Source organism: Microbacterium kribbense, from assembly GCF_039537285.1.
Lineage (GTDB): Bacteria > Actinomycetota > Actinomycetes > Actinomycetales > Microbacteriaceae > Microbacterium > Microbacterium kribbense.
In genome coordinates, this window is the sequence record NZ_BAABAF010000005.1 from 206,163 (window position 1) to 230,123 (window position 23,961).

At 70.7% G+C, this 23,961-nt stretch carries 22 protein-coding genes, 1 pseudogene and 1 riboswitch; of the genes and pseudogenes, 6 read left to right on the forward strand and 17 right to left on the reverse strand.

The genetic code is table 11. The features are described 5' to 3' along the window. Positions 1–34: 34 nt before the first annotated feature. Positions 35–814, forward strand: coding sequence for a glucosamine-6-phosphate deaminase (locus ABD705_RS08040; RefSeq protein ID WP_344782351.1), 780 nt, complete (start codon positions 35–37; stop codon positions 812–814). 84 nt (positions 815–898) lie between these two features. On the opposite strand, the gene ABD705_RS08045 is transcribed toward ABD705_RS08040, so the two are convergent. From ABD705_RS08045 to ABD705_RS08065, 6 genes and pseudogenes are all read right to left on the reverse strand, one after another. Beyond that, on the reverse strand, positions 899–2,272 hold the full coding sequence (locus ABD705_RS08045) for an FAD-binding oxidoreductase (RefSeq protein ID WP_344782353.1): 1,374 nt from the start codon (positions 2,270–2,272) through the stop codon (positions 899–901). Further along, the gene (locus ABD705_RS08050; protein ID WP_344782355.1) at positions 2,269–2,643 is read right to left on the reverse strand and encodes a YrdB family protein; all 375 of its coding nucleotides are present in this window, start codon (positions 2,641–2,643) and stop codon (positions 2,269–2,271) included. Before ABD705_RS08050 ends, ABD705_RS08045 begins: the two co-directional genes overlap by 4 nt. Positions 2,644–2,783: 140 nt before the next feature. Continuing rightward, the gene (locus ABD705_RS08055) at positions 2,784–3,017 is read right to left on the reverse strand and encodes a hypothetical protein (RefSeq protein WP_344782357.1); all 234 of its coding nucleotides are present in this window, start codon (positions 3,015–3,017) and stop codon (positions 2,784–2,786) included. A gap of 46 nt (positions 3,018–3,063) precedes the next feature. Beyond that, positions 3,064–3,300, reverse strand: a pseudogene (locus ABD705_RS16105) (RNA polymerase sigma factor); the annotation flags it as partial. Positions 3,301–3,640: 340 nt separating this feature from the next. Next, on the reverse strand, positions 3,641–4,789 hold the full coding sequence (nagA, locus tag ABD705_RS08060) for an N-acetylglucosamine-6-phosphate deacetylase (protein WP_344782359.1): 1,149 nt from the start codon (positions 4,787–4,789) through the stop codon (positions 3,641–3,643). Beyond that, positions 4,786–6,291, reverse strand: coding sequence for a family 20 glycosylhydrolase (locus ABD705_RS08065; RefSeq protein WP_344782361.1), 1,506 nt, complete (start codon positions 6,289–6,291; stop codon positions 4,786–4,788). The genes nagA and ABD705_RS08065 overlap by 4 nt, the downstream gene beginning before the upstream one ends. A gap of 130 nt (positions 6,292–6,421) precedes the next feature. Then, a riboswitch (ZMP/ZTP riboswitch) is annotated at positions 6,422–6,504 on the forward strand. 46 nt (positions 6,505–6,550) lie between these two features. Between ABD705_RS08065 and glyA the strand changes: the two genes are divergently transcribed. Next, positions 6,551–7,825 (forward strand): serine hydroxymethyltransferase, encoded by a 1,275-nt coding sequence (glyA, locus tag ABD705_RS08070; RefSeq protein WP_344782363.1) that lies wholly within the window; start codon positions 6,551–6,553, stop codon positions 7,823–7,825. A gap of 167 nt (positions 7,826–7,992) precedes the next feature. Beyond that, a complete protein-coding gene (locus ABD705_RS08075) occupies positions 7,993–8,874 on the forward strand; it encodes a bifunctional methylenetetrahydrofolate dehydrogenase/methenyltetrahydrofolate cyclohydrolase (protein WP_344782365.1) in 882 nt (293 codons plus the stop codon). Between the two features lie 78 nt (positions 8,875–8,952). Here ABD705_RS08075 and ABD705_RS08080 read toward each other — a convergent pair whose 3' ends face one another. From ABD705_RS08080 to ABD705_RS08125, 10 genes are all read right to left on the reverse strand, one after another. After that, positions 8,953–10,053 carry a Gfo/Idh/MocA family protein gene (locus ABD705_RS08080; protein ID WP_344782367.1) on the reverse strand — a complete coding sequence of 367 codons (1,101 nt, stop codon included), beginning with the start codon at positions 10,051–10,053 and terminating at the stop codon, positions 8,953–8,955. Further along, positions 10,032–10,730: a ThuA domain-containing protein gene (locus ABD705_RS08085; RefSeq protein WP_344782369.1), complete on the reverse strand. Its 699-nt coding sequence runs from the start codon at positions 10,728–10,730 to the stop codon at positions 10,032–10,034. Before ABD705_RS08085 ends, ABD705_RS08080 begins: the two co-directional genes overlap by 22 nt. After that, positions 10,727–11,926 carry a Gfo/Idh/MocA family protein gene (locus ABD705_RS08090; RefSeq protein ID WP_344782371.1) on the reverse strand — a complete coding sequence of 400 codons (1,200 nt, stop codon included), beginning with the start codon at positions 11,924–11,926 and terminating at the stop codon, positions 10,727–10,729. Before ABD705_RS08090 ends, ABD705_RS08085 begins: the two co-directional genes overlap by 4 nt. Positions 11,927–11,968: 42 nt before the next feature. Next, positions 11,969–12,511: a hypothetical protein gene (locus tag ABD705_RS08095; RefSeq protein ID WP_344782373.1), complete on the reverse strand. Its 543-nt coding sequence runs from the start codon at positions 12,509–12,511 to the stop codon at positions 11,969–11,971. Between the two features lie 175 nt (positions 12,512–12,686). Further along, entirely contained in the window at positions 12,687–13,490 is an 804-nt protein-coding gene (locus tag ABD705_RS08100) for an HpcH/HpaI aldolase family protein (protein ID WP_344782375.1), read from the reverse strand. Next, a complete protein-coding gene (gene hpaH / locus ABD705_RS08105) occupies positions 13,475–14,260 on the reverse strand; it encodes a 2-oxo-hept-4-ene-1,7-dioate hydratase (protein WP_344782377.1) in 786 nt (261 codons plus the stop codon). The genes ABD705_RS08100 and hpaH overlap by 16 nt, the downstream gene beginning before the upstream one ends. A gap of 26 nt (positions 14,261–14,286) precedes the next feature. Next, positions 14,287–15,453: a 3,4-dihydroxyphenylacetate 2,3-dioxygenase gene (gene hpaD, locus ABD705_RS08110; RefSeq protein WP_344782379.1), complete on the reverse strand. Its 1,167-nt coding sequence runs from the start codon at positions 15,451–15,453 to the stop codon at positions 14,287–14,289. 32 nt (positions 15,454–15,485) lie between these two features. Beyond that, positions 15,486–17,045, reverse strand: a complete 1,560-nt coding sequence (hpaE, locus tag ABD705_RS08115; protein ID WP_344782381.1) for a 5-carboxymethyl-2-hydroxymuconate semialdehyde dehydrogenase — start codon at positions 17,043–17,045, stop codon at positions 15,486–15,488. Continuing rightward, complete coding sequence (locus ABD705_RS08120) at positions 17,042–17,740, reverse strand: GntR family transcriptional regulator (protein WP_344782383.1); 699 nt, start codon at positions 17,738–17,740, stop codon at positions 17,042–17,044. The genes hpaE and ABD705_RS08120 overlap by 4 nt, the downstream gene beginning before the upstream one ends. Further along, positions 17,737–19,275, reverse strand: coding sequence for a fumarylacetoacetate hydrolase family protein (locus ABD705_RS08125; protein WP_344782385.1), 1,539 nt, complete (start codon positions 19,273–19,275; stop codon positions 17,737–17,739). The genes ABD705_RS08120 and ABD705_RS08125 overlap by 4 nt, the downstream gene beginning before the upstream one ends. A gap of 145 nt (positions 19,276–19,420) precedes the next feature. Between ABD705_RS08125 and ABD705_RS08130 the strand changes: the two genes are divergently transcribed. The 3 genes from ABD705_RS08130 to ABD705_RS08140 all read left to right on the forward strand — a co-directional run bounded on the left by ABD705_RS08130 (position 19,421) and on the right by ABD705_RS08140 (position 22,976). After that, on the forward strand, positions 19,421–20,851 hold the full coding sequence (locus ABD705_RS08130) for an MFS transporter (protein WP_344782387.1): 1,431 nt from the start codon (positions 19,421–19,423) through the stop codon (positions 20,849–20,851). Between the two features lie 155 nt (positions 20,852–21,006). Further along, entirely contained in the window at positions 21,007–21,564 is a 558-nt protein-coding gene (locus tag ABD705_RS08135) for a TetR/AcrR family transcriptional regulator (protein ID WP_344782389.1), read from the forward strand. Between the two features lie 74 nt (positions 21,565–21,638). Further along, positions 21,639–22,976, forward strand: coding sequence for an NAD(P)/FAD-dependent oxidoreductase (locus tag ABD705_RS08140; protein WP_344782391.1), 1,338 nt, complete (start codon positions 21,639–21,641; stop codon positions 22,974–22,976). Positions 22,977–23,008: 32 nt separating this feature from the next. Here the strand turns inward: ABD705_RS08140 and ABD705_RS08145 are convergent, their stop codons facing one another. Further along, a complete protein-coding gene (locus ABD705_RS08145; RefSeq protein ID WP_344782393.1) occupies positions 23,009–23,794 on the reverse strand; it encodes an IclR family transcriptional regulator in 786 nt (261 codons plus the stop codon). Positions 23,795–23,961 lie beyond the last annotated feature (167 nt).

Genomic DNA, 23,961 nt, shown 5'->3' on the forward strand with positions numbered 1-23,961 from the left:
AGAATTTTCGACCACTGAGAGAGAAAGAGGAACCATGGCTGAGGTCGTCATCGTCCCGGACGCGCAGTCGGCGGGCGATCTCGTCGCCGACGAGATCGCATCGCTGATCCGCGCCGACCCCGAGGTGGTGCTGGGGCTGGCGACCGGGTCGACACCTGTGCCGGTCTACGAGGCGCTGCGCCCCCGGCTTCGCGGCGTCGACGTCTCGCGGGTGCGGGGCTTCGCACTCGACGAGTATGTCGGCATCGATCCGAGCCACCCGCAGAGCTACCGCAATGTCATCCTGCGCGAGGTCGTCGAGCCGCTCGGGCTCGACCCCGAGCGCATCCGCACGCCCGACGGCGCGCTCGCCACGATCGAGCACGCCGGCGCCGACTACGAGCGGGCGATCGCCGCCGCGGGTGGCATCGAACTGCAGATCCTCGGAATCGGCACCGACGGTCACATCGGCTTCAACGAGCCCGGGTCCTCATTCGCCTCGTCCACGCGGGTCAAGACGCTCACCGAGCAGACCCGGAACGACAACGCGCGCTTCTTCGACACGGTCGACCAGGTGCCGATGCACTGCATCACGCAGGGTCTGGGCACGATTCTGCGCGCCCGGCACCTGGTGCTGCTGGCGTTCGGCGAGGGCAAGGCCGCCGCGGTGGCCGGCGCGCTGGAAGGGCCGGTGACGGCGTCGCTGCCGGGGTCGGCGATCCAGCTGCACCCGCGTGTGAGCGTGGTCGTGGACGAATCGGCGGCGTCGCAGCTGCGCTTCGCCGACTACTACCGGCACACCTATGCGAACAAGCCTGCCTGGCAGGGGCTGTAGACGGGTCGCACCAGGGCAGGATGCCGCGACGTGGACACCGTGCCGACGCTCAGGCGGCGGGCGGGGCGAACGCCGTGCCGACGCTCAGGCGGCGGGCGGGGCGAACACCTTGCCGGGGTTCAGGATGTTCTGCGGGTCGAACACCGCTTTGACCTGACGCTGCAGCTGCCACTGGTCGTCACCGAGCTCTGCGGCCAGCCAGCGGCTCTTGAGCACCCCGATGCCGTGCTCGCCGGTCAGGGTGCCGCCCAGGCGCAGCGCCGCGCGGAACAGGTCGTCCGCGGCCGCCCAGATCTGCGGCGGCACGTCGGGCCCGTCGAAGATGAAATTCGGGTGCAGGTTGCCGTCGCCGGCGTGCGCGACGGTGGGGATGACCACCCCGTGGTCGCGCTCGACGCGGGCGATCTCGTCGAACATGGCCGCGAGGCGGCTGCGCGGCACGGACACATCCTCGATCAGGGTCGTGCCCAGCGTCAGCATCGCCGGGTGCATCGCCCGGCGGATCGCCAGCAGCCGCTCGCCCTCGGCGCGGTCGCCGGATGCCGCGACCGATCCGCCCGCCGCCCGTAGCACGTCGGCGATCGCGTCGGCCTCGGCGGCGGCGGCCGGGCCGTCGGTCTGGACCGTCAGCTGCGCGGCGCCGGCCGGCATCGGGGCCAGTCCCAGCAGGCGGTGCGCGGCGGCCAGGCAGGTGGCATCCATCAGCTCCATGATCGACGGCTGGATGCCCGCAGCCGTCACCGCTGCGGATGCGGCGGCCGCGGCGCGCACATCGGGGAAGGTCGCCGCGAGCGTATGCACCTGGCCGGGCACGAGCCGGCGCAGCTTGAGGGTCGCACCCACGACGATGCCGAGCACCCCCTCGGAGCCGATGAACAGCGAGGTCAGATCCAGGCCGGTGACGCCCTTGACACTGCGGTGGCCCAGGTGCAGCAGCCGGCCGTCGGCGAGCACCACGTCCAGCGCCAGCACCGCGTCGCGCACGACGCCGTACTTCGCGCACAGCAGACCGCCGGCGCCGGTGGCGATGTTGCCGCCGACGGTGGCGATGTCGCGGCTGGCCGGATCGGGCGCCCACCAGACGCCGTCGGCGGCGAGCGCCTCGTTCAGGTCGGCGTTGATGATGCCGGGTTCGACCACCGCCAGCAGATCGTCCGGGCGCACCTCGAGGATGCGATCCATTCCGAGCACCGACAGCGAGATCTCGCCGGTGCCGGTGTTCGCGCCGCCGGCCAGGCCCGTGCCGGCACCGCGGGGGACGACCGGGGTGCCGGTCTGAGACGCGATGCGCATCGTCGTCTGGACGTCGGCGATGGACGCCGCGTGCACGACCGCCAGCGGCATTCCGTCGGCCGCGTGCCCGGACTTGTCGGCCCGCATCGCCGCGCGGCCGGATTCGGAGGTGTCGACGCGCTCGCCGAGTGCGGCGCGCAGCCGGTCGACGACGGAGTCGGTCATCCGAACCGGCGACGACCGGCGAGCACGCCGATCGTGACGGCGACGACGGCGAACACGAGGCCGACCCAGGTCTGGCCCATGCTCCACCAGGCGATCGTCGCGCCGGCGTAGACGAGCAGCTCGATCACGGCCCGGATGAACGGGTGCACCCCAATGACGGCGCGCGGTGAGACGAACAGCGCCCAGATCAGGATGGCGACCACGGGCAGGCCGATGCCCACCGCGATGTTGAACGGGAAGAGCCAGCCGGCGAAGCCCCAGAAAGCGAACGTGCAGAACGCGAACAGTTCGCACACGACGGCGAACACGTCGACCGCGGACAGCGGCGGGCGGGTGCCCGGGGCGAGCTCGGCGTGATCGGCGGCAGACATGTGTCCATTCTACCCGGGGCACGGGCGCGGCCACCGCGGGCGGACTGCCGCAGCGATCAGCCCGATCAGCCGCGCAGCGCCGGCAGGACCAGCTCGCGGACGGCGATCTGGGTGGGCGTGCCGAGCTGGTCGCCGGCCTGCTACTGCACCGACAGCAGTGTGCTGCTGAGCAGCTTCTGCCGGGTGGAGCTGATGACCACCCGACCGGATCCGCTGCCGTCGGTCGTGAGGGACTGCTGGATGTCGGTGCCCAGGGTCGCCACCACCTGGGTGTCGGGCGCGCCCGAGACGGGGATGGTCAGCACGACGTCGCGTCCGGTGAAGGTCGCCGTGGTGGTGCCCAGCGTCGGGCTGCTCGACGGCATCCAGCTCATCCGACGCCATCTCATGCCGGGCCCGTCCCCACGCGGCCGCCGTGTTGCGGATGCTGGTGAACAAGTAGGCGCGAAACGACGCGGTCGGACCGCCCCCGCGCTGGATCGAGCGATAGATGCGGGTGTATGCCTCCTGGACGAGATCGTCCGGGTCGATGCTCGTGGTGATCGAGCGCGCCACCGCGATCCCCGACGCATAGTGTCGCTGCCAGAGCTGCCCGAAGGCGTCGGCATCCCCCGAGCGCGTGTGCAGCACGAGGTCGGCGTCGGCCGTCTCGTTCACGTCTGCGGCGCTGATTCATGGCTTCCTCGGTCGGGGCCGGCCGTTGCCCGGTTCCGGCCGCGGCGCTGCGTCCATTCTCGCCGATGGCGGCCGCGGCGTCGTCTCCGGCACGGATTGCGCGCGGGCGCGCGGGTGTTCGGCCGCCGGAAAGCAATTTCTGCGAAGTCGCGTCATGATCCGGCAGGGGCGGCGTCTCATCAGTGAACAGGCCCGCAGCTCCCCCGGGGGCGGACTGTAGGCGGCTGTCACCCGAAGACAGCCCGCGGGGAGGGCGAGGTATTCGGGGGAGGAACTCCCCCTCCCCGCAACTGTTCGACTCGGTGCCCGCCTGCCGCTGCGGTCAGGCGATCGGCTCGCCGTCGACCCAGACGCGCACGACGGCCAGATCCTCATCCAGCAACACGGCGTCCGCGGCACGGCCGGGAGTCAGTGCACCGAACCGATCGGCCACGCCGATCGCCGCGGCCGGGACGGTCGTCGCCGCCCGCACGGCGTCGGGCAGCGGCATTCCGACCCGGCGCACCATCAGCGCGATGGCGGCGTCCTGAGTGAGCGTGGAGCCGGCGATCGCCCCGCCTCCGGCGAGGCGGGCGACGCCGCCGGTCACGGTGACCTGCCGGCCGCCCAGCGCGTAGCTGCCGTCGGCGCCCCCGGCGGCGGCCATCGCGTCGGTGATCAGTGCCAGCCGGCCGGGAGCGCTGCGCACCAGCAGCCGGATCACATCGGGCGCGACGTGCGTTCCGTCGGCGACCACTTCCAGCGTCACCCGGTCGTCGTTCAGCGCGGCGACGACGGGGCCCGGGGCGCGATGATGGATGCCGTTCATCGCATTGAACGCATGCGTGAGGATCGTCGCACCGGCGTCGAAGGCGGCCGCGGTGGTGAACTGGTCGGCGGCAGTGTGACCGACCGCGACCTGCACCCCCGCCGCGACGAAGCGGCGCACCGCGGGCAGACCGCCGTCCAGTTCGGGAGCCAGCGTCACCTGACGGATCGTGCCGGCTCCGGCATCCAGCAGCCGCTCGATCGTGTGCTGATCCGGCTCGCGCAGCAGCGCCGCGGTGTGCGCGCCGTTGTGGCCCGGGTCCAGGAATGGGCCCTCCAGATGCGAGCCGAGGATCGTCGCATCCGCCCGGGCCAGCTCGGCGACCATCGCCGCGCGGTCGGCGAGGTCGCCGATCGCCGCCGTCACCAGCGACAGCACGGCGCGGGTCGTGCCGTGCGCCCGGTGCATCGCCCGGGCGGTCGCGACGGCATCCGGACCGTCGTCGAAGGAGGCGCCGCCGCCACCGTGCCCGTGGATGTCGATGAAGCCCGGCGTCAGCCATCGGCCGGCGGCATCGTCGGCGGCGCGGGGCACGAGGTCGCGCCATCCGTCGCCGGCGCCCCGGGCCACGACCCGCCCCTGGTCGAAGGCCACCCACGCGCGGTCGGTGACCCGGCCCGCATCGACCAGCCGGGCCGAATGGATGACGCGGTCCACGCTCATGGGGCCTCCCAGTCGATCTCGGGGGAGCGGAAGAAGTCGATGCCCGCCCGCCGCCACAGCGCACCGAGGCCGCCGACCCGGGCGCGGAACGACGCCCAGTTGCGCTGGGGGTGATCGGCCGGCGCCGGCGACCACGCGATCTCGGCCGCGGCCGCGACGCGCGGGAACGCCAGCGCGTCGATGTCGGCGGCGGTGCGGACGGTCTCGGTCCACAGCGGCGCCTCGATGCCGAGGATGTCGGCGGGTCCGGCACCGGGGACCACGTCGACCGGCTCCCAGCGATAGGAGCGCTCGACACTGGTCGGGCCGTCCGCCCAGGTGAGCCCGAGCGGAGTGTCGAGATCGTACTTCATGTCCAGGTAGATCGCGTCGGCGGGGGAGAGGATCATCCGTCCGCCGTTCGCGACGAATGCGCGGGCGTGGCCGTCCATCCCGTCGCGCGGCGTGCGGAAGCCCCAGTACTGGCCGATCGTGCCCGCCGCCAGGCCGGCCGCTGCACCCGCTTCGTGCCACGCGATCGGCGTCTTGCCCGAGGCCGTGACCAGGGCGGTGACCCGACGGATGTACTCGGCGAAATCGTCCGCCGGCGTGCCGAGGGCCTCATCGCCGCCCACGTGCAGGTACGGCCCGGGGGTCATCGCCGCCAGCTCGCCGAACACGTCCGCGAGGAAATCATATGTGGCGTCGCTGTCGCACCGCAGCGACGAGAACCCGACCGCGACGCCCCGATACGGCTGCCCTGCGACCGGCAGTTCGCCGCCGAACCGCGCCGTGGCCGCGCGTACCGCATCCGTGATCACCGGCGCGCCGGCCAGCTCGGGGTAGGCCACCCCGACCGCGTGCGTGTGGCCGGGGCCGCCGACTTCGGGCACGATCGTGACGTGCCGCGCCGCGGCGTAATCGACGATCTGCGCATAGTCGGCGGCGGTGTAGCACTCGCCGGCGGCCTGTTCGGTCAGCTTCGGGCGGGACGACAGTCGGATGCGCCAGCCCTGGTCGTCCGTCAGGTGCAGATGCAGGTGGTTCAGCTTGAGAGATGCCGCGCGGTCGATGACACCTGTCACGGTGGCCACTGGGAAGAAATGCCGGGCGACGTCGAGCATCGCCCCGCGATAGGCGAACCGCGGGGCGTCCGCGATCGTCACGGCCGGCACCTGCCGACCGTCGCCGGCCAGCAGCTGGGCGAGCGTCTGCATCCCGTAGAACAGGCCCGCCGGATCGGCGCCGGTGACGCGCACGCCGTCGGTGCCGGCGCGCAGCCGGTAGGACTCCGCCGGGCCGGCCCCGGCCATCTCGAGCACGATGTCGGCGGACCCGGCATCCTGCGAGGCGATCGGCAGCAGCCGCCCGGTCACCGTCTCGATCAGCTGCGCTGCGAGGGCCGCCGTGGCGCCGGCACCGGCGCCGGCGATCAGCCGCGTGGACGCCGCGAGTGTGAACGGTGCGGCAGCATCCACCGTCACCGAGGCGGGGATCGGAACCAGCGCCGTCAGCGCCGCCATGAATGCTCCTCTGCTGCCTGGCCGCGGCCGCCGCGGCTCGGGAGAGCACGGGCGCGGCCGGTCATGTAAGGAACACTAACAAACCGGTCATGAGGCGACAAGCACGCGGGCGCCCGGGCATCCGGTATGCTCAGGATGTCGCAACTGGCGTTGAGGTGGGCCACCACCGGGGAGCGACCGACCGGCATTCGACCGCACGCCTGGGCCGATGTGGAACCCTATTCCGTGCTGTGTGGCTGCCGAGTCGAGGAGACACCCTATGACCGATCGTTATTTCAACGCCCCGCTCGCTGAGGTTGACCCCGAGATCGCGCAGGTTCTCGAGCGCGAGCTGGATCGGCAGCGCTCCTATCTGGAGATGATCGCCTCCGAGAACTTCGTGCCGGTCTCGATACTGCAGTCGCAAGGCTCGGTGCTGACCAACAAGTACGCCGAGGGATACCCGGGCCACCGCTACTACGGCGGCTGCGAAGAGGTCGACGTCGCCGAGGACCTCGCCATCGCGCGTGCCAAGGACCTGTTCGGCGCGGCGTACGCCAACGTGCAGCCGCACTCCGGTGCGACCGCGAACGCGGCCGTGCTGCACGCCATCGCCCGTCCCGGCGACACGCTGCTGGGTCTGTCGCTGGATCAGGGCGGCCACCTCACGCACGGCATGAAGATCAACTTCTCGGGCCGGCTCTACAACATCGTCGCCTACGGCGTGGACCCGCAGACCTCGCTGATCGACATGGCCGAGGTGCGGCGCCTGGCCATCGAGCACAAGCCGAAGGTCATCATCGCCGGCTGGTCGGCCTACCCCCGCCAGCTCGACTTCGCCGAGTTCCGGGCGATCGCCGACGAGGTCGGCGCGACGCTCTGGGTCGACATGGCGCACTTCGCCGGGCTCGTCGCCGCGGGGCTGCACCCGAGCCCCGTGCCGTACGCGCACGTCACTTCCTCCACCGTGCACAAGACCATCGGCGGCCCGCGATCGGGCTTCATCCTGACCAACGACCCGGCCCTGGCCAAGAAGATCGACGTCGCGGTGTTCCCGGGCCAGCAGGGTGGCCCGCTGATGCACGTGATCGCGGCGAAGGCCACGGCCTTCAAGCTCGCGGCGTCGCCGGAGTTCGCCGAGCGCCAGCAGCGGGTGCTGTCGGGGGCGAAGATCCTCGCCGAGCGGCTGATGCAGCCCGACGTCGCCGATGCCGGCGTCGCCGTCCGCTCCGGCGGCACCGACGTGCACCTGGTGCTGGTCGACCTGCGCAATGCGGCCGTCAACGGCAAGGAGGCCGAGGATCTGCTGCACGAGATCCACATCACGGTCAACCGCAACGCGGTGCCCAACGACCCGCTGCCGCCGAAGATCACTTCGGGCCTGCGCATCGGCACGCCGGCGCTGGCGACGCGCGGGTTCGGCGACGCCGAGTTCACCGAGGTCGCCGACATCATCGCGCACGCGCTGCTGCCGAACCCCGACATCGCGGCGCTGGGCGCCCGCGTCGCGGCGCTGGCCGAGGCATTCCCGCTGTACCCGGGCCTGCAGCAGTAGCGGGTCTGGCGTCGGCGGCATCCGTCCCGTAATATCACTATCGACATAGGTATCCGCGGGTGGGCGCCGGCTGCGGCATCCGTCGCCTTCGGGCGCGGGTCGGCGTGCGGCGAGCGGGCACAGGCACGACGAGCACGAGCACACGAACACGACGAAGCGGAGTCACGATGACGGCGATCATGTTGGACGGCAAGGCCACCGCGGCCACGATCAAGGCCGAGCTGGCCGATCGGGTCGCGGCGCTGAAGGCGCGCGGCATCACCCCGGGAATCGCGACGGTGCTGGTCGGGGCCGATCCGGCCTCGCAGCTGTATGTCGGGATGAAGCATCGGCAATCCGAGGCGATCGGGATGAAGTCGATCCAGATCGAGCTGCCCGAGACCGCCACGCAGGCAGACGTGGAGGCCACGATCGACCGGCTCAATGCCGACGCGGGCTGCCACGGCTACATCGTGCAGCTGCCGCTGCCGGGGCACCTGGACACGGATGCGATCCTGGAGCGGATCGATCCGGACAAGGATGCCGATGGCCTGCACCCGACCAACCTCGGCAAGCTGGTGCTGAACGTGAACGGGCCGATCACCTCGCCGCTGCCGTGCACGCCGCGCGCGGTGATCGAGCTGCTGTCGCGCAACGGCTACGCGCTGGCGGGCAAGCACGTCGTGGTCGTGGGCCGGGGCGTGACGATCGGCCGTTCGATCGGCCTGCTGCTGACCCGGCGCGAGATCAACGCGACGGTGACGCTGACCCACACCGGCACGGTGGATCTGCCGAAGTACCTGCGACAGGCGGACGTGATCGTGGCCGCGGCGGGGGTCAAGCACATCGTGCGGGCCGAAGACGTCAAGCCGGGCGCTGCGGTGCTGGATGTCGGGGTCACCCGCGAGACCGATCCCGAGACCGGAAAGTCCAAGGTGTACGGCGACATCCACCCGGCCGCCGTCGAGGTGGCCGGGTGGCTGTCGCCGAACCCCGGCGGCGTCGGCCCGATGACCGTCGCCCTGCTGATGACCAACGTCGTCGAGGCCGCCGAGCGCGCCGCGAGCTGACCCGGCGGCGGGGCAGCCGCGGTATCCGCAGCCAGAAGCCGGATCCGCAGCCCACCACCGGATCAGCCAGTGGCCGGATCAGCCGCGGCGCCAGGCCGCTGCCGGCGTCAGCGGCACCAGCGGAGGCCGCGTCACGCTCGTGCGCAGCGGGACGCGCGCTCCAGACGCGGCCGATTGGGCGACGGCGTCCATGATCTCCAGCACGTGGCGGGCCATCGCGCCGCTCGCGCGCTGCCCGCCGTCGATGAAGTCGAGCAGCCCGACGCCCCGTGAGGCGTCGACGAATCCGGCCGACGGGGGCAGGGCCTCCCAGCCCTCGCCGCCGCGCCGGTGCAGCAGCACCTCGCCGCCGAACAGGTTCGGATCCGGCAGCACGAGGGAGCCCTCGATGCCGTGCACCTCGATCGGCGGGCTCTGCGAGGCCACGCCGTCGAAGCTCATCGTCACGGTCGAGATCGCGCCGCCGGTGTGGTGCAGGATGCCGGTCAGATGCGTGTCCACCTCGACGCCGATGCGCTCCCCGGCACGTGGCCCGGACGCGATCACGCGGCTGTCGCGGGAGCGCGAGGACGCCCCCGACACCGCAGACACCGGTCCGAGCAGCTGGACCAGTGCCGTGAGGTAATACGGGCCCATGTCCAGCAGCGGCCCGCCGCCGGAGCGGTAGTAGAAGTCCGGGTGCGGATGCCAGGCCTCATGCCCCGCCGAGATCCACATCGCCGATGCGGCGACGGGTCTGCCGATGCGCCCCTCGTCGACCGCGGCGCGGGCGGTCTGGACCCCGGTGCCCAGCACCGTGTCCGGAGCGCAGCCCACGCGCACACCGGCCGCCGCGGCGGCATCCATGATCTGTGCCGCCCCGGCGAGGGTCGCCGCCAGCGGCTTCTCGCCGTAGACGTCCTTTCCGGCGGCGATCGCGGCCAGGGCCACGTCGGCGTGCGCCGCGGGGATCGTCAGGTTCAGGACCGTGTCCACCGCCGGATCGGCGAACAGCTGCTCGGGGGCGACGGCCCGGCACCCCGGGATCCGGTCGGCGGCCGTGCGCGCCCGCTCCACGTCGAGATCAGCGACCGCACTGACCTGCACCCGGTCGGTGCCCGCCAGCGTCTGCAGGTACGCAGCCGAGATGACGCCGAGGCCGACGATGCCGATGCCGGTCACCGGGCGCGCGCTGCCCACAGCAGGCCCCTCTCGATGATGGTGCGGACGTGGACATCCTGCAGCACATCGAGGCTGTGCCCGGGCGTGGCGACGAAGACGCGCCCGGCTCCCCACAGCCGGGTCCACACGACGGGCGAGACGATCGTGCGGTGCCAGGGGTGGTAGGGGCGGACCGGATGCGTCGTGGTGGCGAGGACGTCGATGAGGTCGTCATGCAGCACCCAGTACTGCTCGGTGGTCAGCGTGAAGTCCTCGATCCCCGCGGTGATCTCGTGCGTGCGCCCGAGCGGAGTGATCTCGACCGTGTAGTCGAGGAAGTTGTCGCTCTCATCGCCGCGCACCTCATCCGGATGCTTCGACGGATGGGTCGCGAACTGCCCGCCCACCAGCTGCAGATAGTCCGAGCTCGCCCGGAACGAGTCGGCGATGCCGCCGTGCCATCCCGCCAACCCCGTTCCCGCCCGCACCGCGGCGCGCAGTCCGGTCAGCGCCTCGGGCGTGATCTGCGACATCGTGACCGACTGCAGCACGAGGTCGGTGCGGCTCATGGCGTCGGCATCCGCGTACACCTGCGGGTCGTCCTCGACGCGCACCTCGAAGCCCTGTTCCTGCAGGAACGGCAGAAACAGCTCTGTGGCAGCGACGGGATGGTGGCCTTCCCAGCCACCGCGGACGACGAGTGCGGTGCGGCTCATGCGGGGTTCCTTCGCTCGGATGCGTCGCCGCCGGGAACGGCGGTACGGATGCTGTCGTGGCCGGCGCTGTCCTCGACCGCGGCCAGGACCCGCTGCACCTGCACGGCTTCGTCGAAGCTCGGCGACGCGGGCGCTTCGCCGGCGATCGCGCGCACGAGGTCGGCGGCCTGGTGCACGAACAGATGCTCGTACCCGAGGCCGTGGCCGGGCGGCCACCACGCGCCGGCGTACGGATGCCGCGCCTCCGTGGCCTGCACCCGGCGGAAGCCCTGTGCGTCGTCGTCGACGACGTCGTAGACCTCGAGCTCGTTCATCCGCTCGAAGTCGAACGCGATCGAGCCGCGCTCGCCGTTGATCTCGATCCGGTTCGCGTTGCGCCGGCCGGTGGCCATCCGGGTCGCCTCGAAGACGCCGAGGGCGCCGTCGTCGAACTGCGCCGTGAACGCCGTCGCGTCGTCCACCGTGACCGGCAGGCGCTCGCCGGTCGCGTCGGCGACGGCGCCGAGCCCCTCGGCCGAGCCGCCGCGCGGGCGTGACCGCACGAAAGTGTGCATCGTGGCCGAGACCGCCGTGATGCGCTGCCCGGTGAGCCACTGGGCGAGGTCGATGCTGTGCGCGCCGATGTCGCCGAGAGCGCCCGAACCGGAGCGCTCGCGGTCCAGTCGCCACGTGTGCGCCGCGTCGGGGTCGCTCAGCCAGTCCTGCAGGTACTGCGCGCGCACGTGCCTGATCTCGCCCAGGCGCCCCGCGCCGATCAGACGGTGGGCCAGGGCGAGGGCCGGCGTCCGGCGATAGCTGAAGCCGCACATCGCGACCCCGGGCGCGGTCCGGGCCGCCCGCGCCATCTGCTCGGCGTCGGCCACGCTGCCCGCCAGCGGCTTCTCGCAGAGCACGTGCTTGCCCGCTGCCAGTGCCGCCAGCGCGATCTCGGCATGGGTGTCGCCGGGCGTGCAGATGTCGATCAGGTCGATGTCGTCGCGGGCGACGGCCTCGCGCCAATCGGTCGTGTGCTCCGGCCATCCCCACTGCTGGGCAGCAGTGGCGGTCGGCTCGTCGCGGTGTCCGACCAGCAGGGCGGGCTGCGGCTGCGCCGGCAGGTCGAAGAAGCGCGGTGCCGTGCGCCACGCCTGCGTGTGCATCCGCCCCATGAAGCCCGTGCCCACCAGCGCGATCCGCAGCAGCGGTTTCGTCGTCATCGTCGCAGTCCTCCCACCTGTCGCCTCATCGACGTTCGGCGCTCAGCCGAGGTCGTCGAGCATCTTCCGCTGCTCGGGGGTCAGCCCGTCCGCCGGCTCGCGCCGGCCCGCCTGCTCGACCGCCGTCGGCGGCGCCGGTGTCGCGGCATCCGTGCGCGTGGCCGCACCGGTGGCCTTGTCATACAGGTCGGATGCCTGGGCCTCGACCCGGTCGTCGATCGCGTCGTAGATCGCCCAGCCGATGAGCAGGATGACCGGCGGCAGCACGTACCCCCAGAACCAGCCCGAGACGCCGACACCCGACAGTGCGACCGTCGCGATCCAGACGACGAACGCGACGGCGATCGCCAGCAGCGCCTGCACGAGCTTCTCGCCGAGCTTCGAGCGCCTCGTCGCGGACTTCGCCGCCATCGAGCGGAACCACGTGGTGACCAGGGGCTTGACCCAGATCACGAGCGCCGTCATGATGATGCCCGCCCACAGCGCCGACCACCCGACGTGCGCCGGTGTCACGGCGCCGATGATCAGCAGCACGACGATGTTGAACACCAGCAGCGAGCCGAACCTGACGATCCACTTCTTCATGGGTTCAGGATGTCACGGGACGTCGCCCGCGTCGACGCGGGCACGACGAGTGGCCGTCCTCGCCTGAGGCGAGGGGATCTGCCGAAGCGAGGAGCTTTTCCGCGTGTATGGTCCTCGTTCGGGGAAATCTCCTCGCCTGAGGCGAGGATGCCCCGGCCCAGGACGGCGCGCGGGCTCAGTACGAGGCGCGAGCGGCGCGATCGGAGTCGGGGATGAACCGGGCAGCCAGGGCCTCGGACGCCCGCGCCAGCAGCGAGACGTCGGCGCCGACGGCGATGAAGTCGGCACCGGCCTGGACGTACGCGTCGGCCACCGCCGGGTCGAACGCGTTCACACCGACCGGCTTGCCGGCCCGGTGCACGGCCTCGAACACGCGGTGCACGGCGGCCACGACATCCGGATGGGACTGCTGACCCAGCAGCCCCATCGACGCGGCCAGGTCGCTCGGGCCGACGAACACGCCGTCGATGCCGTCGACGGCGGCGATCTCGGCCGCGTGCTCGACCGCCGCGGCGGTCTCGGCCTGCACGATCAGCGACACGTGCTCGGCGGCGTGGTGCAGGTAGTCGTCGACGCGGTTCCACCGCGCCGAACGGGCCAGTGCCGAACCGACGCCGCGATGGCCGCGCGGGGGATAGTGCACGGCATCCACCGCCGCCTTTGCCTCGGCGACCGACGAGATCATCGGCACCAGGATGTTCTGCGCGCCGGTGTCGAGCACCTGCTTGATGCGCACCAGGTCGTTGGCGGCCACCCGCACCAGCGGCGTGATGGGGTACGCCTCGGCCGCCTGCAGGATGCCGACGAGCTCACCGAGTTCGATGGGGGAGTGCTCGCCATCCACGAGCAGCCAGTCCATGCCGCTGCCGGCGCAGATCTCGGCGGCCAGGGCGGAGCCCGAGCAGGTCCAGATTCCGGCGAGCGGACGGTCGGCCTCGGCGAGCCGGTCGCGCAGGGTGGGCTTCACTCGAAGCGACATGTGATGGTTCCCATCTGTCCGTAATCGCAGTGCACCGTGTCGCCACGCTGCACCCACATCGGTCGGGTGAACGAGCCCGCCAGGATGATCTCGCCGGCCTCGAGCCGTGAACCGTGCTGGTGGAACTTGTTCGCCAGCCATGCGACGCCGGTCGCCGGGTGGTTGAGCACGCCCGCGGCCACGCCGGTCTCTTCGATCGTCTGGTTGCGGTAGAGCATCGCCGAGACCCAGCGCAGGTCGATCTGGTCGGGCCGCATCGGGATGCCGCCGAGCACCATCCCGCCATACGCCGCGTTGTCGCTGATCGTGTCGACGATAGTGCGACCCTCGAGCTCGATGTGCGAGTTGAGCACCTCGAGCGCGGGTGTCACATACTCGGTCGCGCGCAGCACGTCGAACAGCGAGCAGTGCGGGCCCTCGAGCGGCGCGTTCAGCACGAACGCCAGCTCGACCTCGATGCGCACGTTCGAGAACTGGTCGAAGGCGATCGTCGACCCGTTCTCGTACACCGTGTCGTCGAACATGACGCCGTAGTCGGGCTCGGTGATGCCGGTCGCCTGCTGCATGGCCTTCGAGGTCAGGCCGATCTTGCGGCCGACCAGGCGCCGTCCCGCCGCGAGGTTCTTGTCGCGCCACACGCCCTGGATCGCGTACGAATCCTCGATCGTGGCATCCGGATACCGCGCCGTGATGCGCGGCACCACGCCGTGCGTGCGGTCGGCCTCGGCGAGCTCCTCGGCGATCTGCGCGATGATGTCGGGCTTCAGCATCCTGTCTCCTTCTGAGGTCGGAACGCCTAGAGCTGGTGGCCCAGTTTGTACTCGCCCTGCTTCCATTCCGGCATCGCCTCGTCCTTCGCGTCGCCGCGGGTGTACGAGAAGCCGTCGGCGCCGATCGTGACATCCAGCTCACTGGTCTGCGCACGGGCGAGCACCGGCTGCGGGTTGCCGTCCAGGTCCAGCACCAGCGACGCGTCGGTGTACCAGCTGGGCACCACCGGGTTGCCCCACCAGTCGCGGCGCTGGTTGTCGTGCACGTCCCAGGTGACCACCGGGTTGTCGGGGTCCCCGGTGTAGTAGTCCTGCGAATAGATCTCGACGCGGTGCCCGTCCGGGTCGCGCAGGTAGAGGTAGAACGCGTTCGACACGCCATGCCGGCCGGGCCCGCGCTCGATGCAGTCCGACATGCGCAGCGCGCCGAGCTTGTCGCAGATCGAGAGGATGTTGTGCTTCTCGTGCGTGCAGAAGGCGATGTGGTGCAGCCGCGGCCCGTCGCCGCCGGTCATGGCGGTGTCGTGCACGGTGGGCTTGCGCCGCATCCAGGCCGCATAGACCGTGCCTTCTTCGTCCTGGATGTCTTCCGTGACGCGGAAGCCGAGGTCCTGCATGAACTTCGTCGCGCGCGGCACGTCGGGGGTCACCTGGTTGAAGTGGTCCAGCCGCACCAGCGAGCCGGGCGTGTACAGGTCGTAGCGCCAGGCGAGGCGCTCGACGTGCTCGACGTCGTAGAAGAACTCGTACGGGAAGCCGAGCGGGTCGACCACCCGCACCGAGTCGCCGACGCCCTTGGTGAAGCCGTCCGGGTTGCGGCGCACCTCGCAGCCGAGCTCCTCATAGAAGGCGACCGCCTTGTCGAGCTCTTCGGGGGAGCGCACCCGGAACGACAGCGCCGCCACGGCCGCGACCGGGCCCTGACGCAGCACCAGGTTGTGGTGGATGAACTCCTCCAGCGAGCGCAGATAGACGGTGTTCGCGTCCTCCTCGGTCACGGTCAGGCCCAGCACGTCGACATAGAAGTCGCGCGAGCGCTTCAGATCGGTCACCTGCACCTCCATGTACGCGCAGCGCAGGATGTCGGGGGCCGGGGCCTTCGGTGTCGGAATCGGGTTGTCGGTGGTGATCGGCGCTTCGGCGGAAACGTAGAAGCCCGATGAGGAGAGGGTCATGTCCTTGCGGTTGGTCATTTCAGCGTCCTTGCTCGTGGGTGGTGGGGTCTTCAGCGCGGGTCGGGGTCGTCCAGCTCGACCTCGGTGTGGTGCTGCGCCTTGCCGAAGGTCGGGTTGTGCACGGCACCGAGGGTGATGTGCACGGCCTGCTGCTCGGTGTAGAAGTCGATCGAGCGATAGCCGCCCTCGTGCCCGAGGCCGGATGCCTTGACGCCGCCGAACGGGGTGCGCAGGTCGCGCACGTTGTTCGAGTTCAGCCACACCATGCCGGCGTCGATGGCCTGCGCGAAGTTGTGCGCCCGCTTCAGATCGTTGGTCCAGACGTAGGCGGCCAGACCGTAGCGCACGCCGTTGGCCAGCGCGAGCGCCTCTTCGTCGGTGTCGAACGGGGTGATCGCCACGACCGGCCCGAAGATCTCCTCCTGGAAGATGCGCGCGTCGGGCTTGACGTCGGCGAACACCGTCGGGGCGACGAAGTTGCCTTCGGGGAAGCCCTTCGGGCGGCCGCCGCCGGCGACCAGGCGCGCCTCGGTCTTGCCGATTTCGACGTAGCTCATGACCTTCTCGAAATGCTCCGGGTGCACGAGCGAGCCGACCTCGGTGTCGGGATCGTGCGGGTAGCCGACCTTCACGCGCTTCGCCTGCGCGGCGTAGCGCTCCACGAACTCGTCGTAGATCGAGCGCTCGACGAGGATGCGGCTGCCGGCCGTGCAGCGCTCGCCGTTGAGCGAGAACACCCCGAAGATCGTCGCGTCGATCGCGGCGTCCAGATCGGCGTCGGCGAACACGATGGCCGGCGACTTGCCGCCGAGCTCCATCGACAGGCCCTTCAGGAAGGGCGCGGCGTTGCCGAAGATGATCTGACCGGTGCGGCTCTCGCCGGTGAAGGAGATCAGCGGCACGTCCGGGTGCTTGACGAGCGAGTCGCCGGCGAAGCCCTCTTCGCCGAAGCCGTTGACCAGGTTGAAGACGCCCCGGGGCAGACCCGCCTCTTCGAAGATTCCGGCCCACAGCGACGCCGACAGCGGCGTGAACTCGGCGGGCTTGAGCACCACGGTGTTGCCGGTGGCAAGTGCCGGGCCCAGCTTCCACGACTCGAGCATGAACGGCGTGTTCCACGGCGTGATCAGGCCGGCGACGCCGATCGGCTTGCGGTTGACGTAGTTGATCTGCCGGCCGGGCACCTTGAAGGTGTCGTCGGACTGTGCCACGATCAGGTCGGCGAAGAAGCGGAAGTTCTCCGCCGCGCGGCGTGCCTGGCCCAGCGCCTGGGTGATCGGCAGGCCCGAGTCGAACGACTCCAGTTCGGCCAGTCGCGCGTCGCGCGACTCGACGATGTCGGCGATCTTGTGCAGCACGCGCGAGCGCTCGCGCGGCAGCATCCGCGGCCACGGCCCCTCATCGAACGCCTTCTTCGCGGCGGCGACGGCACGGTCGATGTCGGCCTTCTTGCCGGATGCCGCCTGCAGGTAGACCTCGTTGGAGACCGGCTCGAGCACGTCGAACGTGTCGCCGTCGAGGGAATCGACGAATTCACCGTCGATGTAGTGCTGGATGCGGGTGGGCAGGTCCGCGGGGACGTGCCTTGTGGTCAGTGCGGTATCGGTCATGATTGCTCCGTCCGGGAGTCGGTGTGGATCTGGTCGTGGTGGCGGGCGAGAAGGAAGGCATCCAGCGTCCGCCAGCGGTGGTTGCGCGCGGTCAGCTCGACCTCCAGCGCCTCCGCGCCGTCCTCGATCAGCCGCAGGATCTGCTCGTGCTCTTCGACCGAGTGCGCGGCACGGTCGGGGACCAGCGCGAACGTCGAGTCGCGCACGCCGGGCAGGCGTCGCCACCCCCGGTGCACCAGGTCGAGGATGTGCGGGTTGGGGCACTGCTCGAACAGGATGGCGTGGAACTGCTCGTTGAGCCGGGTGAACTCGTGCGGGTCGAAGTGGTCCAGCAGCCGGCGCATCCGCTCGTTGAGGCCGCGCGCCTGCGCGATCTGCGGCGCCGTCAGCAGGGGAGCGGCCAGCGAGATCGCCGACCCTTCGACCAGGCCGAGCGTCTCCATCGTGTACACGTATTCGCTCTCGTCGACCACCGAGACCCGGGCGCCGACGTTGCGCTCGAAGGTGACCATGCCCTCCGCCTCGAGCCGGCGGATGGCCTCGCGCACCGGCACCACGCTCATGTGCAGCTCGTCGGCGATCGTGCCCAGCACGAGCCGGTAGCCCGGCGTGTACTGGTGGCCCGTGATGCGCGCGCGGATGAAGTCGTAGGCCTGCTCGGACTTGCTGACCGACGGCGTGAGGGTGTCCGTCATCGGCCCTCCTGCTGCGCGACGTGCTGCTCGTAGCGGGCGCGCCACTGCGCGTTCATCGGGAACAGTCCGTCGATGCGCCCGCCGGCGGCGACCTGCTCGGCGATCCAGCCGTCCTCGTCCTCTTGCGCGAGGGCGGCATCGACGACCTCTTCGACGAGTGTCGGCGGGATCACGATGACGCCGTCGCTGTCGCCGACGATGACGTCGCCCGGCTGCACGGCGGCGCCGCCGCAGCCGATGGTCAGGTCGTAGTCCCAGGCCACGTGCTTGCGTCCCAGCACCGAGGGGTGCGCGCCCTTCGAGAAGACCGGCAGGCCGACGGCGGACACGGCGTCGTAGTCGCGCACCGCACCGTCGGTGACGATGCCGGCGGCCCCGGCGGCGTGCGCGCGGATGGCGAGGATGTCGCCGAGGGTGCCGGCGCCGGCGTCGCCGCGCGCCTCGATGACCAGTACCTCGCCGTCGCGCACGGCGTCGAACGCCTGCTTCTGCGGGTTGAAGCCCGGGGCGTGCGCGCGGAACAGGTCTTCGCGGTTCGGAATGAACCGCAGCGTCTTGGCGGTGCCGATCAGCTTCGCCTCGGGGTGCATCGGCGTCAGTCCGTCGATCATCACGTTGTTCAGGCCGCGCTTGCGCAGCTGCGCCGACAGCCCGGCCACTGGCGCCTTCTCGAGCTTGGCACGCAGCTCGTCGGAGAGGGTGGGGGATGCCGCGGCCGGCTCGTCGGCTGCGTCCGGCAGGCCCGCGGCCTCGCGCGAGCCCCAGGCATCTGCCCGCTGCGCGTCGTCGACGGCGGGCAGCGAGCCCACCGCCGGATCGAATCCGTCAGCGCCCTGCGTCACCGTGGTGATCAGGCGCCCGGAGCTCGGTGCGCCGGGGGCGGCCGGGGCGTCCACCTCCACCTCGACCACGTCGCCGGGGACGACCACGGATGAGCCGGCCGGTGTGCCGGTGAGGATGACGTCGCCGGGCTCGAGCGTGAAGTGCTGGGACAAGTCGGCGACGAACTGCGCGAGCGGGAAGATCAGTCCGGCGCTGGTGTCGTCCTGCACCAGAGTTCCGTTGACCCAGGTGCGCAGCCGCAGCCCGGCCGGGTCGATGCCGCGGGCGTCGAGCAGCCGAGCGCCGATCGGGGTGTACCCGTCGCCGCCCTTGGAGCGCACGTTCGAGCCCTTGTCGTTCGCGCGCAGGTCATAGAGCCCGAAGTCGTTCGCGGCGGTGACCCAGCCGACGTGGTCCCAGGCGTCATCGAGTGAGACCCGGCGGGCCGTGGTGCCGATCACGACGGCGATCTCGCCCTCGAATGCGAGCAGTTCGGTGCCGGCCGGGCGCTCGATGGTCGAGCCGGAGGCGGCGACTGAGCTGGACGGCTTGAAGAAGTAGGAGGGGGCGGCGGGGCGGCGGCCGCGCTGGTCGGCGCGGGACGCGTAGCTGAGGTGGATCGCGACGATCTTTCCCGGCCGGCCGGGCAGGCCCGCGAAGCGGAGATCGGTGCCGGCGGCGGCATCCGTCGTTGATGTGCTCTCAGTACTCATGAGCTCCCTCGCCCTTGTGTTGTATCTGAAATCGTATATGATCAATCGAGTTCCGGCAAGATGCGACGTTGCCCTCCGTGCACACGGCAGGTCAGGTAGCCTCGGCCGCAGACAGCGCAGTCTCACCGACAGAGGAGTCACACAGATGAGTTCACGACAGCAGGGCGAGGCCACCGGCGAGGGGTTCACCCCCACCGGAACCATCGCATCGACGAAAGACCGACGGCGGGTCATCCTCGCCACCGTGGTCGGCACCACCGTCGAGTGGTACGACTTCTTCATCTATGCGTTCGCCGCCGCGACGGTGTTCGCTGCGCTGTTCTTCGAGCCGATGGGGCACGAGTTCGCACAGATCGTCTCGTTCTTCAGCGTCGGCGTGAGCTTCCTGTTCCGGCCGCTGGGCGCATTCCTGGCGGGTCACTTCGGTGACAAGATCGGCCGTCGACCGATGCTCGTGATCACGCTGCTGCTGATGGGCGCGGCCACGACCCTGGTCGGCGTGCTGCCCACGCATGCCCTGATCGGCGTGTGGGCCCCGATTCTGCTGATCCTGCTGCGGGTGCTGCAGGGCATCTCGGCCGGCGGCGAATGGGGCGGCGCGGTGCTGATGGCCGTCGAGCACGCACCGAAGAAGAAGCGCGGACTGTTCGGAGCCTCGCCGCAGATCGGCGTGCCGATCGGACTGCTGCTGGCGTCGATGGTGCTGGCCATCGTCGAGTGGATCTTCCCGGGCGTGCCCGCCGGTTCCGACATCGCGCTGGCCGACACCCCGTTCGGACAGTGGGGCTGGCGCATCCCGTTCCTGCTGTCGATCGTCCTGATCGGTCTGGGCTACTGGGTCCGCCGCCGGGTGAGCGAGAGCCCGGTGTTCCAGGAGATCGCCGAGCGCAAGGACGAGACGCGGATGCCGATCGTCAAGCTGCTGCGCCACCACCTGCTGCTCGTGATCGTCGCCGCCCTTGTGTTCGCCGGCAACAACGCCGTCGGCTACATGACCACCGGTGGTTACGTGCAGCACTACGCGACCGACCCGACAGGTCCGATCCAGCTCGACACGGGCCTGGTGTTCTGGATCGTGGCCCTCTCGGGTGTGACCTGGCTGATATTCACCTGGGTCGGCGGGTGGGCCTCCGACAAGCTCGGCCGGCGCAACACCTACATCGTGGGCTGGATCCTGTTGATGATCGGCGTGTTCCTGCTGTTCCCGCTGACCAATGTCGGAACGTACTGGTCGCTGCTGGCGGCCCTGACCATCCTCACCGTCGGGCTCGGGCTGACCTACGGCCCGCAGGCCGCGCTGTATTCCGAGTTGTTCCCGGCATCCATCCGGTTCTCCGGTGTGTCGATCTCGTACGCGCTGGGGGCGGTGCTCGGCGGCGCGTTCTCGCCGATGATCGCCCAGGCGATCTTCCAGTCCACCGGCTCGACAGCGGGTATCACCTGGTACCTCGCGGGCGTGGTCGTGCTGGCGCTGGTCGCGACCCTGGTGCTGCGCGACCGCACCGGCATCCCGCTGGGCCCGGAGCACGAGCAGGAGCAGGCCAAGAGCCCGATCTACGGGATGAGCAAGGCCTGACGCTCGGCTGAGCTGTCGCCTGGCCGTCAGACGACGGCGAGGATCAGCATCCCGGTCGAGACTTGCGGCATCGCCCTGAGCCTCGGCCGGGATCGCGATTTTCGGCGGACGAGCGGCCGGTCGGGCGCAGCCCGCGCGGCGGATAGTCTGGCCGCGTGAGCGATGAATCCAGCGCCGGTCGCCTGGCCCTGCTGCGGGCGACCATCACCGTCGTCGCCCGCGGCGGTCTGCGCGCCCTGACCTACCGGGCCGTCGCGGCTGAGGCCGGAGTCTCGCACGGGCTCGTGCGGCACCACTTCGGCACGCGCGACCAGCTCATCGCCGACGCGCTCGATTACGCGGTCGAGGCCAGCCTGCGCGCGTCGAGCATGTTCGACGACGTGACGGATGCCGCGGGCTTCGCCGTCGGCATCGACACGCTCGCGCAGCGCGACGGCGACGTGCAGGCCTTCCAGTACGAGCTGCTGCTCGAGTCGCGGCGCCGGCCCGAGCTGCGTCCGGTCGTGGCACGGTACTACGACGCCTACCGCGCCGCCAACGCCGCCGCACTGCACCGCATCGGTGTGCAGGACGACGCGCTGATCGACGCGATCTGGTTCGCCCTGGACGGTCTGGTGTTCCGGCAGGTGGTGCTGGCGGAGGATGCATCAGCGGTGCTCGAGCGCATCCGCACCCTGGTCCGCGACGCGGTGACTGCCACGCCGCATGCTTGACTATCCAATTGGATAGCCCTACGCTGACGACACCACTATCACCGGTGGCCCCAGCAACCGAAGGCGGTACTGCCATGCCCGACGACCTGTCCACGCGCCATGTGATCATAGTCGGCGCGGGCTTCTCCGGCCTGATCGCTGCCCGCGAGCTCGAGGCGGCCGGCGTGCGCGTGACCCTCTGCGAAGCGCGGGACCGCATCGGCGGCCGGGCCTGGACCGAGCCTCGGATGGGCCACGAGCTGGAGATGGGCGCCACCTGGGTGCACTGGTTCCAGCCCTTCATCTGGACCGAGATCACGCGGTACGGTCAGTCCATCTATCCGAGCCCGACCTGCGAGCGCGCGTACTGGCTCAGCGCCGGCGAGGTGCACGAAGGGCCCGAGTCCGAGATGGACGAGAAGCTCGCGCGGCCACAGGCGAAGATCTTCGACGGCTCAGCGGAGTTCTTCCCGTACCCGCACGAGCCGCTGCACGTCCTCGAGTCCGGTGACGACGAGCTGATCGCACGATTCCGTGCGGCCGACCAGGGCAGCGTGTTGGATGCGCTGCGCGACGGCACGTTCAGTCAAGAAGAGATCGATCTCGTCGACGCGTACTGGAACGCCGGCTACAACGGCTACACCGCGACGGCATCGCCGTTGATGGCCAAGCACTGGGCGGCCTTGAGCGACCACCGGCTCGCGCTGCTGGACGATCAGACCCTGCGCTACAAGCTCACGGGCGGCATGCGCGGCGTCTACGAGGCGATCGCCGCTGACATCACCGGGCCGATCCGGCTTGGCACCCCGGTGGCCGCCGTCAGCCACGACACCGACGGCGCCCGGGTCACGTTGGAAGGCGGTGACGAACTGGCGGCGGATGCCGTGATCGTGACCGCGCCGCTGGGGGCGCTGAACACGATGACGTTCTCGCCCGCACTGCCGCAGCAGGCGCAGGCCGTGATCGACGAGGGCTGGAACTGCACCGGGTTCAAGATCTGGATCAAGATCCGCGGCCACCATTCGTTCATCGCCACCGCTCCCACCGGGAGCCCGATCGCGATGACCCGCAGCGAGTACTTCCTCGACGACGGCACGACGATTCTGGTCGGCTTCGGGCCGGACCGCACCAAGATCGACTGGGATGACCGGGATGCCATCCAGGAGATCGTCAGCGCGTGGCGGCCCGACCTCCAGGTCATCGAGGCCACGAGTCACGACTGGGGCGGCGATCGATGGACCGGTCAGACCTGGGCGACGCCGCGGTCAGGGCAGTTCCTGCGGGGCTGGAGCCTGTTCCGCACCACGGACACCCGGCTGCGCTTCGCCGGCGCCGACTGGGCGAAGGGCTGGAACGGCGTCGTCGTGGACGGGGCGATCGAATCGGGCATCACGACCGCGCGCGGCCTGATCGACGAGTTCCGCTCGGCCTGACCCGCGCCGTGCCGGGTTGCGCCGGGCCGTGCTCAGCCGCCGAGGGCCGTGCGGATCGTCGCCGCGGCCGCTGCAAGGCGCGCGGCCAGCGCGTCGTCGGCCTGGTGCGCGTCCAGGTAGACCACGGCGATCGAGGCGGCCGCCCGGCCGCGCAGCACCAGCGGCACCGCGACGGCGCGCACCGTGGGGATCACCTCGTCGTGGCTGGTCGCGTAGCCGCGCGTCGCGACCTGACCGACCTCCGCACGCAGGGCGGCCGAGACATCCGCCGGCCACTCCGGGACGGGCAGCTGCGACAGGATCGCCTTTCCGGGGGCTCCGACGGTCACCGGATGCCGCGCTCCGGGCCGCTGCGCGACGGAGGCGATCGCGTGCCGCGGCTCGACGCTCGCGAGCGTGATGCAGTCGTCGCGATCGCGCACCGCGAGAAAGCAGGTCATGCCCAGCTCGTTGGCGATCGCGGTCAGCTCGGGCAGCGCTTCGGCTTGCAGGTCCTGCGCGACGCCGGCGGCCAGCGCCGCCATCCGCGCGCCCAGGGTGACCCGGCCGGACGAGTCGCGCACCACCAGGGCGTGCAGCTCGAGAGTGCGCAGCAGGCGATACGCGATCGATCGATGCACCTGCAGCCGGCGCGCCACCTCGTCGATCGCGAGCGGCTCACGCGCGTCGGCCAGCAGCTCCAGGATCCGGATGCCGCGACTCAGCGTCTGCGACGCCGGTGCGCTCGCGGTGCCCGTGGAGCCGGTTGCGGCGGAGTCGGCGGCCTGCGCACCGGCGGCGTCAGCGGCCATGGTGCCGGCGGCGGGCGATGTGGCCATCGGCATCCTCTCGATCTCCTCGCGGCGTCCGCCGCTGCGCCTCGCGGCATCTGCCGCTGTGTGCCGGCACGGGCGCGGCGCTTGCGCGCGGCATCCGCTTCGTATACGATCTGTTCCATAGTAGAACGTTGTGTTCGAATATAGAACAGTATCGCTCACACCACAAG

Coding starts and splice junctions, on each gene's coding strand:
- ABD705_RS08040 (WP_344782351.1), top strand. CDS start 35: ATGGCTGAGGTCGTCATCGTCCCGGACGCGCAGTCGGCGGGCGATCTC.
- ABD705_RS08045 (WP_344782353.1), bottom strand. CDS start 2,272: ATGACCGACTCCGTCGTCGACCGGCTGCGCGCCGCACTCGGCGAGCGC.
- ABD705_RS08050 (WP_344782355.1), bottom strand. CDS start 2,643: ATGTCTGCCGCCGATCACGCCGAGCTCGCCCCGGGCACCCGCCCGCCG.
- ABD705_RS08055 (WP_344782357.1), bottom strand. CDS start 3,017: ATGAGCTGGATGCCGTCGAGCAGCCCGACGCTGGGCACCACCACGGCG.
- nagA (WP_344782359.1), bottom strand. CDS start 4,789: ATGAGCGTGGACCGCGTCATCCATTCGGCCCGGCTGGTCGATGCGGGC.
- ABD705_RS08065 (WP_344782361.1), bottom strand. CDS start 6,291: ATGGCGGCGCTGACGGCGCTGGTTCCGATCCCCGCCTCGGTGACGGTG.
- glyA (WP_344782363.1), top strand. CDS start 6,551: ATGACCGATCGTTATTTCAACGCCCCGCTCGCTGAGGTTGACCCCGAG.
- ABD705_RS08075 (WP_344782365.1), top strand. CDS start 7,993: ATGACGGCGATCATGTTGGACGGCAAGGCCACCGCGGCCACGATCAAG.
- ABD705_RS08085 (WP_344782369.1), bottom strand. CDS start 10,730: ATGAGCCGCACCGCACTCGTCGTCCGCGGTGGCTGGGAAGGCCACCAT.
- ABD705_RS08090 (WP_344782371.1), bottom strand. CDS start 11,926: ATGACGACGAAACCGCTGCTGCGGATCGCGCTGGTGGGCACGGGCTTC.
- ABD705_RS08095 (WP_344782373.1), bottom strand. CDS start 12,511: ATGAAGAAGTGGATCGTCAGGTTCGGCTCGCTGCTGGTGTTCAACATC.
- ABD705_RS08100 (WP_344782375.1), bottom strand. CDS start 13,490: ATGTCGCTTCGAGTGAAGCCCACCCTGCGCGACCGGCTCGCCGAGGCC.
- hpaH (WP_344782377.1), bottom strand. CDS start 14,260: ATGCTGAAGCCCGACATCATCGCGCAGATCGCCGAGGAGCTCGCCGAG.
- hpaD (WP_344782379.1), bottom strand. CDS start 15,453: ATGACCAACCGCAAGGACATGACCCTCTCCTCATCGGGCTTCTACGTT.
- hpaE (WP_344782381.1), bottom strand. CDS start 17,045: ATGACCGATACCGCACTGACCACAAGGCACGTCCCCGCGGACCTGCCC.
- ABD705_RS08120 (WP_344782383.1), bottom strand. CDS start 17,740: ATGACGGACACCCTCACGCCGTCGGTCAGCAAGTCCGAGCAGGCCTAC.
- ABD705_RS08125 (WP_344782385.1), bottom strand. CDS start 19,275: ATGAGTACTGAGAGCACATCAACGACGGATGCCGCCGCCGGCACCGAT.
- ABD705_RS08130 (WP_344782387.1), top strand. CDS start 19,421: ATGAGTTCACGACAGCAGGGCGAGGCCACCGGCGAGGGGTTCACCCCC.
- ABD705_RS08140 (WP_344782391.1), top strand. CDS start 21,639: ATGCCCGACGACCTGTCCACGCGCCATGTGATCATAGTCGGCGCGGGC.
- ABD705_RS08145 (WP_344782393.1), bottom strand. CDS start 23,794: ATGGCCACATCGCCCGCCGCCGGCACCATGGCCGCTGACGCCGCCGGT.